The sequence below is a fragment of the Pseudomonas sp. LBUM1647 genome, from assembly GCF_059716175.1.
Genome location: NZ_CP166809.1, coordinates 5,237,533 through 5,251,235, shown reverse-complemented (window position 1 = coordinate 5,251,235; position 13,703 = coordinate 5,237,533). Strand labels below are relative to the sequence as shown.

Genomic DNA, 13,703 nt, shown 5'->3' with positions numbered 1-13,703 from the left:
GCATACCCCCCCTGTGGGAGCGGGCTTGCTCGCGAAGAGGCCGTGTCAGTCGACATCAATGTTGAATGACATATCGCTTTCGCGAGCAAGCCTGCTCCCACAGGGGTTTGTGTATGGGCGGGTGTTCGCGATAACGGGCAAAACCCGCTATCGTCGCCGCCATTCGAAACGAGGCGAGCATGGGCTATCTACTTTTTGTCACGCTGATTCAGGCGTTTTCCTTCAGCTTGATCGGCGAATACCTGGCCGGTCATGTCGACAGTTACTTTGCGGTGCTGGTGCGAGTGGTGCTGGCGGGGCTGGTGTTCATTCCGTTGACCCGCTGGCGTTCGGTTGAACCGGCGTTCATGCGCGGCATGCTGCTGATCGGCGCGTTGCAGTTCGGCGTGACCTACGTCTGCCTGTACCTGAGCTTTCGGGTTCTGACTGTGCCAGAGGTGTTGCTGTTCACCATCCTCACGCCGCTGCACGTGACCTTGATCGAAGATGCGCTGAACCGGCGCTTCAATCCGTGGGCATTGATCGCGGCCCTGGTTGCGGTGATGGGCGCGGCGGTGATTCGCTACGACCGGATCAACCCGGATTTCTTCATGGGCTTCCTGTTGCTGCAACTGGCCAACTTCACCTACGCCGCCGGGCAGGTGCTCTATAAGCATCTGGTGGCCCGCGATCCGAGCGATTTGCCGCATTACCGGCGCTTTGGCTACTTCTACCTGGGGGCATTGGCGGTGGCGTTGCCGGCGTTTCTGTTGTTTGGCAAACAGAACTTCCTGCCCGAAGCGCCTCTGCAATGGGGCGTGCTGGTGTTCCTCGGCCTGGTCTCGACTGCGCTCGGGTTGTACTGGTGGAACAAGGGTGCGTGCCTGGTGAATGGCGGGACGCTCGCGGTGATGAACAACCTGCATGTGCCGGTGGGGTTGTTGATCAATTTGCTGATCTGGAATCAGCATGAAGAGCTGGGGCGGTTGTTCCTGGGTGGGTCGGTGATTTTGCTGGCGGTGTGGATCAGCCGGTTGGGCGTCAGGCGAGAAGTGCTGCCGTTGCGGGAGCGGCCATGACGGACCTGATCGCCGCCATCGAGCAGATCTACAAGCCCGCAGGCATGACATTAACGGATGAAGCTCGGCGCGAGGAGGAGAGTGCCGACTACGGCGCCTGCCGCTTTGGCCTCGATGGCCAGGCGATGGTCTTCCGCGTAGCGAAAACCACGCCGACCAAGATTGGCCAATTCGTTACGCTCTGGAAGCGGCCAACGCCTGCCAGCGAGATTGCACCGCTCGACACCGGCGATGGCGTCGCCTTTGTGGTGGTGAGCGTTGCTGATGAAACCCATCGCGGGCAGTTTGTGTTTGACCAGAAGATACTCGCCGCCAAGGGTGTCATGTCGATTGATGGCGAAGGTGGCAAGCGGGCGATTCGTGTCTATCCGCCATGGTCCAGACCCGTCGCCAAACAAGCGGTGCAGACACAGCAGTGGCAGCTCAAATACTTCCTTGCGCTGGACCCGAGCGGTGATGCCGACCCCGTTCAGGTGCGCCGACTCTTCAAAAAATAGACCCCTAACCCTGTGGGAGCGGGCTTGCTCGCGAATACGGTGTGTCATTCAACATTAATGTCGACTGATGCGGCCTCTTCGCGAGCAAGTCGAATCTTCGCACCGCCGCTCCCACAGGGGATTTTCGGTGTTACATGACGTGTTTTTCGGGCTCGGCGAGATGGCTTGCACCCAACACCGCAGGCAACAACCCGGCCCGTAAATCCCCGCCACTTGGCTGTTGATACAAGCTCAAGCCAAACTCCGGCAACACCGCCAGCAGATAATCGAAAATATCCCCCTGAATCCGCTCGTAGTCCGCCCACGCGGTGGTGCGGGTGAAGCAGTAGATTTCCAGCGGAATCCCCTGAGCGGTGGTCTGCATCTGGCGGACCATGCAGGTCATGTTCGGCTGGATTTCCGGGTGGCTCTTCAAATACGCCAGCGCATAGGCGCGGAACGTCCCGATATTGGTCATCCGCCGACGGTTGGCCGACATCGCCGCCACATTACCCTGGGCTTCGTTCCAGGCCTTGAGTTCGGCCTGCTTGCGGCTGATGTAGTCGGTCAGCAGATGCACCTGGGACAGTTTTTGCTCTTCGTCATCGCGGATGAATCGCACGCCGCTGGCGTCGATGAACAGGCTGCGCTTGATCCGTCGTCCACCGGATTGCTGCATGCCGCGCCAGTTCTTGAACGACTCGGACATCAGGCGCCAGGTCGGAATCGAAACGATGGTCTTGTCGAAATTCTGCACTTTGACTGTGTGTAGCGTGATGTCGACCACGTCACCGTCGGCGCCGACTTGCGGCATCTCGATCCAGTCGCCGACTCGCAGCATGTCATTGCTGGTCAGCTGCACGCTGGCGACGAACGACAGCAGGGTGTCTTTGTAGACCAACAGAATCACCGCCGACATGGCGCCCAGACCCGACAGCAGCAATAGCGGTGACCGGTCGATGAGGGTGGCAACGATGATGATCGCGCCCAACACGTACAAGACCATTTTCGTCAGTTGCACGTAACCTTTGATCGAACGGGTGCGGGCGTGCTCGGTGCGGGCGTAGATGTCCAGCAGGGCGCTGAGCAGAGCACTGACCGCCAACAGCAGGAATAGAATGGTGAACGCCAGCGCCACATTGCCAAGGAAGATCAGGCTGGTCTTGCTCAACTCCGGCACCAGATACAGGCCGAACTGGATTACCAGCGACGGGGTCATCTGTGCCAGGCGATGAAAGACCTTGTTGTGGCGTAAATCATTGACCCAGTGCAGCGCGGGCTGGCGACCGAGCATTTTGGTGGCATGCAGGATCAGGTAGCGCGCCACTCGTCCGAGGACCAGCGCAATCACCAGCAATAGCACCAATGCCAGGCTGGAATGCAGGAGCGGGTGCTGATCAAGGGCACCCCAAAGGTCTTGGGCGTTGAGCCAGAGCTGTTTGATATCCATGGGCAAAAACGGTTCTTCTGTAGGACGCGACGGGGCGATTAGAGCATTTAAGACGCTTTGGATGACGTTTGAGGACAAAAGACACAACAAAAAAACCACTGTTTAGCGCCGTTTGTATAAAGAAACTCGGCCTTAGCGCTCGAAACCGTTACCCTATGCAGCTGTTTTTTTGTATTTCTTCGAGGTAGCACCCGTGTTTTCCCAATTCGCCCTGCACGAACGCCTGCTCAAAGCCGTGGCCGAGCTTAAATTTGTCGAGCCAACGCCTGTGCAAGCAGCGGCTATTCCGCTGGCGCTCCAAGGGCGTGACCTGCGGGTGACAGCGCAAACCGGTAGCGGCAAAACCGCTGCATTCGTTTTGCCGATCCTCAACCGTCTGATCGGCCCGGCTAAAGTCCGCGTCAGCATCAAGACCCTGATCCTGTTGCCAACCCGCGAGCTGGCCCAGCAGACCATCAAGGAAGTTGAGCGTTTCGCTCAGTTCACTTTCATCAAGTCCGGCCTGATTACCGGCGGTGAAGACTTCAAGGTCCAGGCTGCCATGCTGCGCAAGGTGCCGGACATCCTGATCGGTACACCGGGCCGGATGATCGAGCAACTGAACGCCGGCAACCTCGACCTCAAAGAAGTCGAAGTACTGGTCCTCGACGAAGCCGACCGCATGCTCGACATGGGCTTTGCCGAAGACGTCCAGCGTCTGGTGGAAGAGTGCACCAACCGCCAGCAGACCATGCTGTTCTCTGCCACCACCGGTGGTTCGGGCCTGCGCGAGATGGTCGCCAAGGTACTCAACAACCCTGAGCACCTGCAGCTCAACAACGTCAGCGATCTGAATGCGACCACCCGTCAGCAGATCATCACCGCTGACCACAACCAGCACAAAGAACAGATCGTGAACTGGCTGCTGGCCAACGAGACCTACCAGAAGGCCATCGTGTTCACCAACACCCGGGCCATGGCCGACCGTATCTACGGCCGCCTGGTAGCGCAGGAATACAAAGCGTTCGTCCTGCACGGTGACAAAGACCAGAAAGATCGCAAGCTAGCCATCGACCGTCTGAAGCAGGGCGGCGTGAAAATCCTCGTCGCCACCGACGTCGCGGCTCGCGGCCTCGACGTGGAAGGCCTGGACCTGGTGATCAACTTCGACATGCCGCGCAGCGGCGACGAGTACGTTCACCGCATCGGTCGTACCGGTCGCGCCGGCAACGATGGCCTGGCCATCTCGCTGATCTGCCACGGCGACTGGAACCTGATGTCGAGCGTCGAGCGCTACCTCAAGCAGAGCTTCGAGCGCCGCACCATCAAGGAAGTCAAAGGCACCTACGGCGGACCGAAAAAGGTCAAGGCCTCGGGCAAAGCCGTTGGCGTGAAGAAGAAAAAGGTCGACGCCAAAGGCGACAAGAAGAAAACCGGCGCCAAGGCACCGACCAAACGCAAAATCGCCAACCGCCCGAAGACCGACGCCCTGTCGCTGGTGAGCAAGGACGGCATGGCGCCGCTCAAGCGCCGCAAGCCGGAAGCACCGGCTGCTGAGTAAGCAGTTCTAGCGACCAATAAAAAACCGGACCAATGTCCGGTTTTTTTACGGCTGGGATTCCTGAGCCGGATCAGCCCTCGGTTTTCTTCTCCGCGGAATCCAGCTCCTTCAATCGCTGATCGATCAATTGGCACTTGTCCGGCAGATCCTTGCTGGCCGTCCCTAGATCCATCTTCTGCAGCTCATCGTTGATCTCCTTGGCTTTGGCCGGATTTTGTTCGGTGAGCTTGGTGACTTCCTTGGCCAATTGTTCGCGTTTGGCGGTGGCTTCCTCTGGCGTGCAAGCCCAAGCGGGAAGGGCGCAGGCGAGGGTGGCGGCGAGGGTGAGTTTCAGCAGGGTTTTCATTGGGGTGGGCCTCGGTTCCGGTTAAGGCAAGTTATCCGGTTGAGGGTTTAAGCGTGTAAAAAGTTCAGAGGCAGGAACGGGCACCGTGAAGGGCGCCCGTTTTCATTTATGCAGAAGCTTGCGCCCGCAACCGTCGACCAATCACATCCATTAAGTCACAGCCATCGCGCAACGGTATGGCCAGCAGCTTGGAGAAATCGGACAACACCACGGTGTCGCAGCCGATTTCTGCGCGGAAGGCAATGTTTTCCAGCACCTGGGTGACTGTGCGGATTCGGTAGTCAGCCATGGCTTGCAGGACGTCGAGCGGCGCTTGGGTGTCGATGAGCAGTGATGCCGGGATCAGGTCGATTCCGGTAAGGGGGATGTATCTATCCATAGGTGGAGTCTCTCGTAATTAAAAAGGACTCACTGTGATCAGGTCGCCAAACCCGGTCGTCTTTTGGGCGACGGTTTGACTATAAGGACCAGCCACCTAGCGGTACAGAGTGCCGGTTCTGAACTTGATGTAGGAGAAATGTCCTGGTGCGGTCGGATAATCTCAGGCAATTTGCTGATGACTAAACACTGCCAACATCTGTGGGAGTGAGCTTGCTCCAGGCGGCGATCCGACGATAGCGGTGTATCAGTCGATATCAGTATTGAATGTTTGTCAGTCATCGCGAGCAAGCTCGCTCCCACAGTGGATTTTCGGTGTTTGGAGATAGTGTGTTCGGCACAAATCCAATGTGCTCTGTCGTCTATCCCCCATGGCAGCAGGCCGCTGAGGCATTGTCTTCATACTGATCGTGAAGCCTTACCCATTCCATGATTTCCTCTTCGTTGCGACCCTTGGGTGTGAGATCCAAGTAGTTGTAGGCGCCGACCAACATGTCCAGACCGCGGGCATAGGTGGAATAGGTGTGGAAAATCTCGCCGGCTTCATTGCGATAAAACACGCTGAGTCCGGGGAGTTCTTCTTCGGCGCCGTCGGATTTTTCGTAGTTGTAGGTGGCTTTACCGGCGGTGACGTCTTCTGCTCGGGCCGAGACGCCGAAATCGTAGTTGAAGTCGCAGCCTTCTGACGACACCCAATCAAATTTCCAGTCCATGCGTCGTTTGAAGGCCTGGAATTCGGCGAACGGTGCGTGGGAAACCGCCACCACGGCGACGTCATGATGGGCCAGGTGTTGGTTGGCGCCGTCGATGTGGTCGGACAGGAACGAGCAGCCGGAACAGCCTTCGTCCCAGCCTTTACCAAACATGAAGTGGTAGATGACCAACTGGCTAAGCCCACCGAACAGGTCAGCCAGTTTCAATTCGCCGTTCGGGCCCTGGAAACGGTATTCCTTGTCGATTTTCACCCAAGGCAGGGCTCGGCGTTCGGCGCTGAGTTTGTCTCGCTCTTTGGTGAAGGCTTTTTCGTGGGCCAGGTGTTGCTTGCGGGCGGCGAGCCATTCTTCTCGGGAGACGACGGGATGATTCTGAATGTTCATTGGGATTCTCCTGCGGGATGCTGGGAGGTGACTTACACAAACTAGTCGTTTGGCCTACGCCCAATTCGACATACCGCTGGTCGATGCTGTTCAAAACCTCGGCTGAACGGCTACGAACCGCGCCGGTCACAACTTATGAAGGCCATCTCACTCTCTGGCTTTGGAGGTTGAATCAGGATGACGACTTATAACTGGGATTTGATTGAACGCTTGTTGCACGAGGTGCAGAACGGTGCAAGTAGCTTCACGCCTCGGCCCTATGCCGAACAGTATGCGGCGGAGAAGTCGGCGGAGGGCGAGGAGACGGAAAACCTGGATCATCTGAAAGCGGTGGCCGGCGAGTACGAAAAGTTACTGCTGGCGCGCGGTTATATCGAGCCTCGGCCTGAGGAACAGGGTGGCACCGGATCGAATTACATTTTGACGGCTCGGGGTTCGAGCTTATTGAGCCTGATCGATAGCAGTATTCCGGGCAATGACCATCCGCGGCAGGTGTTGGATGAGCAGGAAGATGCGCTGGATGAGGTGACGTTTGATGAGGTGGCGTCGAAGGCGCAGATTGCCTGACGATCACCCCCTAACCCATTGTGGGAGCGAGCCTGCTCGCGATTGCGGTACACCAGTAACATCATTGTTTACTGATACACCGCAATCGCGAGCAGGCTCGCTCCCACAGGGGAGTTGTGTAGCGCTTAACTTTGTTTGGCTGCTTTCAGGCACTTCAAATCATTGAAGTCCTTGCGAACCCCTTCTATTTTCTTCAACAACCGCTGGCGCTGTTCCGGCGTGCTTTCTGCCATCAAATCCACAAATAACGCCCGTGCCTGCGCTTCGGTGCTGGCGTAAGCCTGGCGATAAGCGGGCGTCCACAAACTCTCGCGATTGACCAGAAGCGTCTCGATTCGCTGTGGGAATTCTGGACTCTGGCGCTGCGCAACCGCCGCACTGAACTGCTTCTGCCAATGGACGCGGTTGGCGATCCATTGCGTATTCTGGTCACCCAAGGCATTGGACCACGCGACAACTCTTAGCTGCTGGGTTGCGCTGAGCGGGCCGAGCCAGTCATTCAGTCGTTTTTCCATGCGCTGGCTGCGTTGCTTGATCTGTTGATCGAGCGTCGGCTTGAGGTATGCCTCCTGGCGTTTGCGCTGGTCCTTGGCGAAGGCCTCGTTCATTTCCGCGACTTGCTGGTCATTCAGCCCCTGCAGCAGCTCAATGGCCGACGGGGTGATTTCCCGTGCGGTCTGGGCGATGGCCTGTTTGGCTTCCTGGGTGCGGGTTTGCAGTGCGGCGTCGGTGACCTGGTTGGTCTCGACCATGACCTGCAAGCGATCCAGCCAGTCGAGGTAGCCCGGCAGTTGCGTGGTGCAGTGCCAGCTCAAGTGTTCCTTGAGGCGCTCGTTGAACCAGCCTTTCTGCTCGCCGTTCATGTCCAGGTAGTCGCTGAGCGTCCACGGAATGATCACGTCGAGGTTGCGATAGGCCAGGCCCACGCGGCTGCACGCACCGAGGGCGAGACTGAGGGTGATGACGACGGCGAGATATTTCAACCAGCGCGACATGGGCGAGTCCTTGCGAAGGCCTGGCTTCTTTAAGGTGATTCTCATGTGAACGCAGAATGAGCCCGGCAGTTCAGCCGATCAATAGAAGGCGCGTTCGGCCTTGAGGGTGATTAGCCCGTCGCATTGGCTGTTGTGCCCGGAATAGGCGGAGCAGCTGTTGCCGCTCAAGCTGGAGTCACTGTAGATCAGGTCCAGATCGACGCCCATGAACGGGCGGGAAAGTTGCACTGACCAGTCGGTGAAACTGCCTACGTAGCCACCGTCGACGGACACCGGCGTGTTGAGCTGGTGAGTGGTGTATTTCATGCTGATCCCGATGCCGAACGGCTGATTGCCACCGAGGTCGGCGAATACGGTGCTGTTCTGTTTGTCCGGGTCATTGCTGAACGCTGCGCCGAAACGGCTGCCCAGAAAGGTCAGGCCACCGAAAAGCTCCTGGCTGTCGAGGGTGTCCACTTTCGGATAGCTGTAACGGATCATGCCGACTTCGTACCCGAGGGTATTATCGAAAGGCTGTTTAAAGCCCATGTAGGAGTCGACTTCAAGGTTGGCCCCAGGCGTTAAACCCATGCTCGGTGCCCATTGGCCCACGTAAAAACCGCTGTCGTGACTCAGGTCGAGACCACCGTGGAACGAGCCGGTGCTGGAAGGTTTGACCAGCCCCTGGGCCATGCTGCGGCTGGGGGTGGTGCCGAGTTTGAGATCGAAGTCGCCCAGTTCACGCTGAAAGATTTGCGCATTGGCGACCGAACACGACAGTAGGGTGCCGAGCAATAAATAGGAAGGTTTGAGCATGCGTCACTCCATGACAGCGAGGTGCAGGCACTAAAAACCTACTGAAACGCTTGATCTAGACGTGTGCAAGCATACCGGCGAATGCTCGGCATCGAGGGCCGTTCGTCGATTTTCGAAATATCGGTTTGTTTGCGGGGTGTTGCGAGGAGGGTTCCAGTCCAAGCGCTTCGAAGCTCAAAGCGCTTAGGGACCAGGTGACGCGGCGGATCTTGGGGAAGTTACTTCTTGCCCAGAGTGATCTGCTTGGACGGGCCGAACGTCTGGCCGCTGACGCCTTTGGCAATTTGCTGGATCTCTCCGCCGGACTTGAGGAACGCAGCAATCTGGTTGTTGATCGATTCGCTGGTTTCAACGGCTGGAGCTGGCTTTGCTTTGCTGTTGGATGCTTTTACACGCATGGCGGCCATTAACCTATAGAAAATTAACTTGGCCAGGCATCGTACAGGAAATACTTGACAATTGCTTGGTAAATATCCCCCCGAAATACACAGGGCAGATGAAGAACTAATCACAAGTTATTATTCTGAATAGGCCCCTAAGCTGCTGTTTTAACTAAGAACGATCGTGAAAAATTACAGTTTTCCGCCTGGCGGACAGGTGCGAAAATCGCCAGCGCGGCCTGACGAGCGGCCAGGCGCGTGCGGTAAAACCCAGGAAAATTAAGCCCTTCAGAGGATTTTCTTGCGCCACCGGGCTGGCCAGCGAGCGCGGCCCGCAAAACCGGGTAGAATGCCGCCCACGCAATGAGGGTATTGGAAATGGCTTTAGTCGGGCGCTACAACAGTTTGCAAGTGGTTAAACACACTAACTTCGGTTTATATCTGGACGGTGGCGCGGATGGCGAAATCCTCCTGCCTAATCGTTATATTCCCAAAGATATTCCCAGCGAAGATGAAGACTGGCTTAACGTTTTTATTTATCTGGACAGCGATGACAAACTCATCGCAACTACCGAAAAGCCGAAAGTTCAAGTCGGTGAATTCGCCAGTTTAAAAGTCGTTGAAGTCAACAGCATCGGTATTTTCCTGGATTGGGGCTTGTCGAAGGATCTGTTGCTGCCGTACTCCGAAGAAAAACGCCAGATGACCGCCGGTGAATATGTCGTGGTGCACGTCTACCTAGACAAGCACACCCGCCGCATCACCGCGACGGCGCGTCTGGACCGCTACCTCGACAAGACCCCGGCCAACTACACCCCTGGCCAGGAAGTTGATTTGCTGGTTGCCGAAGCCACCGATATGGGCTTCAAGGCGATCATCAACAACAAGCATTGGGGCCTGATCCACAAGAACGAAATCTTCAAGTTCATGCGCGCCGGTAAAGAAGAGAAGGGCTTTATCAAAGAAGTCCGCGCCGACGGCAAGATCAGCCTGAGCCTGCAACCGGTCGGCGAAGAAGCCGCCACCAGCCTGAACTCGAAGATTCTCGCCAAGTTGCGCGACAACAATGGCAGCCTGCCGGTCAGCGACAAGAGCGACCCGACGGTGATCAGCAGTATGTTTGGCGTGAGCAAGGGCAACTTCAAAAAGGCCATCGGTGCGTTGTACAAGAACGGTCAGATCGTTATTCATGCCGATCGCATTGAACTGAGCTGACCTCGCGCCGACCCCCTGTTGCGAGTACTGCCATGTTTTGTGTTGTCGAGGTGTTCCGGTGAGCGCCACCCGGCGCAGCGCCGATGGGTTTGCCCTGCAAGTGATGATTGGGTTGTGCCTGATCTGGGGTGTTCAGCAAGTGATGATCAAGTGGGCGGCGCCAGACATCGCGCCGGTCATGCAAGCCGCCGGGCGCTCGGGTATTTCCGCGTTGCTCGTAGGATTGTTGATCTGCTGGAAGGCCGGCTGGGATCAAGTGGGCAATACCTGGCGCGGTGGACTACTGGCTGGCGCGCTTTTTGGCCTGGAGTTCTTCTTCATTTCCGAAGGCCTGCAACTGACCACGGCCGCGCACATGTCGGTGTTCCTTTACACCGCGCCGATCTTCACCGCATTGGGCGTTCATTGGCTGTTACCGAGTGAGCGTTTAAGGCCGGTCCAGTGGCTGGGGATTTTCCTCGCCTTCGTCGGGATCGCCATCGCCTTTGCTGGCGGGGTGTCCTGGGACAACCTCGATCACCGCATGTTGATGGGCGATGCGCTGGGCGTGCTGGCTGGCGCGTCATGGGGGGCAACCACGGTGGTGGTGCGCGCTTCGCGTCTGTCGGAAGCCCCGGTGACCCTGACGCTGTTCTATCAATTGATTGTCGGTTTCGTCGGCCTGTTGCTGATCGCGATCCTCAGCGGCCAGGTCACCCACGTCAGCCTGACCACCGTGGCGGTGGCCAGTGTGTTGTTCCAGGGATTGGTGGTGTCGTTCTTCAGTTACCTGACCTGGTTCTGGCTGTTGCGCCGTTATCTGGCGGCGAACCTGGCGGTGTTTTCGTTCATGACGCCGCTGTTCGGCGTCACGTTCGGCGTGGTGCTGCTGGGCGAAGAGCTGAGCTTCAACTTCGTTGTCGGCGCGGTGCTGGTATTGCTGGGCATCACGTTTGTCAGCGCTGAGCAATGGGTGCGCCGTCGCTTGCGCAAAGCCCTTGGGCAGAGCTGACCGGGCGCAACAACAGACTGCCAGCGACAATCAAACCGCTGCCGGCGAACACCAGCGCGGGCTGCAAACCACCGCTGAAGTGGCTGCTTAACGCGGCCAGCAACGGTCCGGCGAGCTGACCTATGGCAAAGCATGCCGTCAGCAGTCCGGCGTTGCGCTGGGTGGCGTGGGGCGCCAGCTCCCGGGAACGTTGCATCACCAGCTGCATGCAGGCCAGGAACGGCGTGCCGCAGAGGATCACGCCCAAGGCCAGGCCTGGGCCGCTGCCCAACAAGCAGGCGAAGACCCCGGCGGCTTGCAGCCACAACGTCGCCATCAGCCAATAGTGAGTGCCATGCGGGTGTTGTCGACGCAGACTCACCAGCACCACCCCGATCGCCGAAGCAAGGCCGAAGCAAGGCCAGAACAGATCGGCCTGCCATTGGCCATGGAACTGCGCATTGGCCATTTGCGAGAGGAAAGTGGCCGGAATGATGTAGCCCAAACCGTACAACCCATAGACCACGCCTAAACGGCCGATGCCATGATTTCCCGAGCCAGCGACGCTGGGGGCGGTGGCCACGGTTGTGGCCGGTTGCGGCAGGAACGGCAGAATCCCCAGCAGCATCGCCAGCCCGACGCCGGCATACACCAGCCACAAGGCTGCAGAAGTCTGCCCCAGCAGGTTCGATCCCAGGGCCAACAAGCCCGTCAGAAAAATCCCCAGACCCGGTCCGGCAAATACCAGGGCGCCAAGCCGTGGGCGACCGGCCACTGCGGCCAGTGGCTGGCTCAACGCAGTGATCATCACCAGCACCCAGGCGCTGGCCACGCCGGTACCGAACCGCAGCACCAGATGGGACCAAAACCCGTTGGCCCAGAACGAGGCCAGCGTCAGCAATACACAGAGCCACAAACCGCCCAGCAAACGCCGGCGGACTTGCTCGGGGCGGCGAGAGAACATCGCGTCCACCGCGCCAACGAAGTAGCCGAGGTAGTTGGCCGCCGCAATCAGACCGGCGGCGGTCAGGTCAATCTGGCCTTCACTGAGCAGGTGCGGCAGCTGAGGCGTGAGGGCGAAACGCCCGATGCCCATGGCCATCATCAGGGCGATGAAACTGGCGAGTAAGCGAATCAGAGGGGACATAGTCTGAATTCCGGCAGAGGATCAATGACCGTCAGGCTAGGACTGATTGACTTTCTTTTAAAATGAATAATAGTGAGTAACTTGTTCTGATTTGGAGAATGGCGTGGAATTCAGCCAGTTGCGGATTTTCCAGGCGGTAGCGGAGGAGGGTTCCATCACCCGCGCTGCCGAACGCCTGCACCGGGTGCCGTCGAACCTGTCGACCCGGCTTAAACAGCTGGAAGAGCAACTCGGCGTAGAACTGTTCGTGCGTGAACGTCAGCGTTTGCAGTTGTCGCCTGCAGGAAAAGTCCTGCTGGACTACACCGCCAAGTTGTTCAATCTGCGCGACGAAGCTCAAGCGGCGGTGCAGGGCGGGCAACCGGCCGGGGACTTCGTACTCGGCACGATGTACAGCACGGCGGCGATTCATCTGCCGGGGTTGTTGGCGCGTTATCACCGCACTTATCCGGCGGTGAACCTGCAAGTGCAGTCCGGGCCAAGCGGCGAATTGCTTGAAGGTTTGCTCACCGGTCGTCTCGATGCGGCGCTGGTGGACGGTCCGCTGGAGCTGGCCGGGCTCGACGGCGTGCCGTTGTGCGACGAACGGCTGGTGCTGATCAGCGAGGCCGATCACCCGCCGATCCTCAGCGCGCTGGATGTGGAAGGGCGGTCAGTGTTCACGTTTCGGCAGGGTTGTTCCTACCGCATGCGTCTGGAAGCCTGGTTCGCCCATTACCACGCGGCCATGGGCCGGGCGATGGAAATCGAGTCTTATCCGGGGATGCTTGCCTGCGTGATCGCCGGCTCAGGCGTGGCGCTGATGTCGGAGTCGATGCTCGCCAGCCTGCCAGGCCGCGAAAGCGTGGCGGTGCATCCGTTGGCCGAGCCGTTTGCCAGTGCCACCACGTGGCTGATGTGGCGCAAAGGCATGGTTGGGGCGAACTTGAACGCCTGGCTTGAGCAGCAACAATTGGTCTATCCGTCGGCGCCGAGTCAGGCTCGGGCGATGGCTTGAACTATCGGTCAGGTATTTTGATCCATTCAGTAACAGATCATTGCGACTTTGGGCGAGCATTGCGTAGGACTTCGGACTATTATCAGTGCGAAGTGGCTACAGAATTTTGGCCACTCGGCACTACCCTGAAGGGGGCACCATGAAAGAGAAAATCCAAAACTGGCTGCACGACTTGGGTGTTGCACTCGGTTTGATCGAACCGCCTCTGCAACCTGTGCCTATTCGCACTGACGACGAACAACGCCGACGCCAGCAGCGACGCCGGTAACGCGTCAAGGCCTAAAAGATCGCA

16 protein-coding genes are annotated in these 13,703 nt (G+C 58.2%); 8 read left to right on the top strand and 8 right to left on the bottom strand.

All coding sequences use genetic code 11. The features are described from left to right. Nucleotides 1–179 precede the first annotated feature (179 nt). Both ACA059_RS24145 and ACA059_RS24140 read left to right on the top strand, forming a co-directional pair. Nucleotides 180–1,058 (top strand): carboxylate/amino acid/amine transporter, encoded by an 879-nt coding sequence (locus ACA059_RS24145; RefSeq protein ID WP_497631259.1) that lies wholly within the window; start codon nucleotides 180–182, stop codon nucleotides 1,056–1,058. Continuing rightward, a complete protein-coding gene (locus ACA059_RS24140; RefSeq protein WP_497631258.1) occupies nucleotides 1,055–1,555 on the top strand; it encodes a MepB family protein in 501 nt (166 codons plus the stop codon). Before ACA059_RS24145 ends, ACA059_RS24140 begins: the two co-directional genes overlap by 4 nt. Before the next feature lie 130 nt (nucleotides 1,556–1,685). Here ACA059_RS24140 and ACA059_RS24135 read toward each other — a convergent pair whose 3' ends face one another. Further along, a complete protein-coding gene (locus tag ACA059_RS24135) occupies nucleotides 1,686–2,984 on the bottom strand; it encodes a mechanosensitive ion channel family protein (RefSeq protein ID WP_497631257.1) in 1,299 nt (432 codons plus the stop codon). A 193-nt stretch (nucleotides 2,985–3,177) separates the two neighbouring features. On the opposite strand from ACA059_RS24135, the gene ACA059_RS24130 reads away from it, so the two are divergent. Continuing rightward, nucleotides 3,178–4,524 carry a DEAD/DEAH box helicase gene (locus tag ACA059_RS24130; protein ID WP_008153197.1) on the top strand — a complete coding sequence of 449 codons (1,347 nt, stop codon included), beginning with the start codon at nucleotides 3,178–3,180 and terminating at the stop codon, nucleotides 4,522–4,524. A gap of 70 nt (nucleotides 4,525–4,594) precedes the next feature. Here the strand turns inward: ACA059_RS24130 and ACA059_RS24125 are convergent, their stop codons facing one another. The 3 genes from ACA059_RS24125 to ACA059_RS24115 form a co-directional block, all read right to left on the bottom strand. Next, nucleotides 4,595–4,870 (bottom strand): hypothetical protein, encoded by a 276-nt coding sequence (locus tag ACA059_RS24125; protein WP_497631256.1) that lies wholly within the window; start codon nucleotides 4,868–4,870, stop codon nucleotides 4,595–4,597. A gap of 106 nt (nucleotides 4,871–4,976) precedes the next feature. After that, on the bottom strand, nucleotides 4,977–5,249 hold the full coding sequence (locus tag ACA059_RS24120; protein WP_497631255.1) for a hypothetical protein: 273 nt from the start codon (nucleotides 5,247–5,249) through the stop codon (nucleotides 4,977–4,979). Nucleotides 5,250–5,610: 361 nt separating this feature from the next. Then, entirely contained in the window at nucleotides 5,611–6,345 is a 735-nt protein-coding gene (locus tag ACA059_RS24115) for a DUF899 domain-containing protein (RefSeq protein WP_497631254.1), read from the bottom strand. A gap of 177 nt (nucleotides 6,346–6,522) precedes the next feature. Between ACA059_RS24115 and ACA059_RS24110 the strand changes: the two genes are divergently transcribed. Next, a complete protein-coding gene (locus ACA059_RS24110) occupies nucleotides 6,523–6,912 on the top strand; it encodes a transcriptional regulator (RefSeq protein WP_497631253.1) in 390 nt (129 codons plus the stop codon). 125 nt (nucleotides 6,913–7,037) lie between these two features. On the opposite strand, the gene ACA059_RS24105 is transcribed toward ACA059_RS24110, so the two are convergent. The 3 genes from ACA059_RS24105 to ACA059_RS24095 form a co-directional block, all read right to left on the bottom strand. Continuing rightward, the gene (locus ACA059_RS24105) at nucleotides 7,038–7,907 is read right to left on the bottom strand and encodes a DUF6279 family lipoprotein (protein ID WP_497631252.1); all 870 of its coding nucleotides are present in this window, start codon (nucleotides 7,905–7,907) and stop codon (nucleotides 7,038–7,040) included. Nucleotides 7,908–7,985: 78 nt separating this feature from the next. Further along, a complete protein-coding gene (locus ACA059_RS24100; RefSeq protein ID WP_283183503.1) occupies nucleotides 7,986–8,702 on the bottom strand; it encodes a TorF family putative porin in 717 nt (238 codons plus the stop codon). A gap of 218 nt (nucleotides 8,703–8,920) precedes the next feature. Beyond that, a complete protein-coding gene (locus tag ACA059_RS24095) occupies nucleotides 8,921–9,109 on the bottom strand; it encodes a PFL_1563 family small protein (RefSeq protein WP_017337097.1) in 189 nt (62 codons plus the stop codon). Nucleotides 9,110–9,460: 351 nt separating this feature from the next. Here ACA059_RS24095 and ACA059_RS24090 point away from each other — a divergent pair, with 351 nt between their 5' ends. Both ACA059_RS24090 and ACA059_RS24085 read left to right on the top strand, forming a co-directional pair. After that, a complete protein-coding gene (locus ACA059_RS24090; protein WP_134422134.1) occupies nucleotides 9,461–10,297 on the top strand; it encodes a CvfB family protein in 837 nt (278 codons plus the stop codon). A 58-nt stretch (nucleotides 10,298–10,355) separates the two neighbouring features. Further along, nucleotides 10,356–11,288, top strand: coding sequence for a DMT family transporter (locus tag ACA059_RS24085; RefSeq protein WP_497631251.1), 933 nt, complete (start codon nucleotides 10,356–10,358; stop codon nucleotides 11,286–11,288). Here ACA059_RS24085 and ACA059_RS24080 read toward each other — a convergent pair. Then, the gene (locus tag ACA059_RS24080; RefSeq protein WP_497631250.1) at nucleotides 11,233–12,414 is read right to left on the bottom strand and encodes an MFS transporter; all 1,182 of its coding nucleotides are present in this window, start codon (nucleotides 12,412–12,414) and stop codon (nucleotides 11,233–11,235) included. The two genes, ACA059_RS24085 and ACA059_RS24080, sit on opposite strands and share 56 nt — an antisense overlap. Before the next feature lie 103 nt (nucleotides 12,415–12,517). Here ACA059_RS24080 and ptrR point away from each other — a divergent pair, with 103 nt between their 5' ends. Continuing rightward, nucleotides 12,518–13,411 (top strand): putrescine utilization regulator PtrR, encoded by an 894-nt coding sequence (ptrR, locus tag ACA059_RS24075; RefSeq protein ID WP_497631249.1) that lies wholly within the window; start codon nucleotides 12,518–12,520, stop codon nucleotides 13,409–13,411. 139 nt (nucleotides 13,412–13,550) lie between these two features. Then, nucleotides 13,551–13,679, top strand: a complete 129-nt coding sequence (locus ACA059_RS24070; RefSeq protein WP_007914492.1) for a PA1414 family protein — start codon at nucleotides 13,551–13,553, stop codon at nucleotides 13,677–13,679. Nucleotides 13,680–13,703 lie beyond the last annotated feature (24 nt).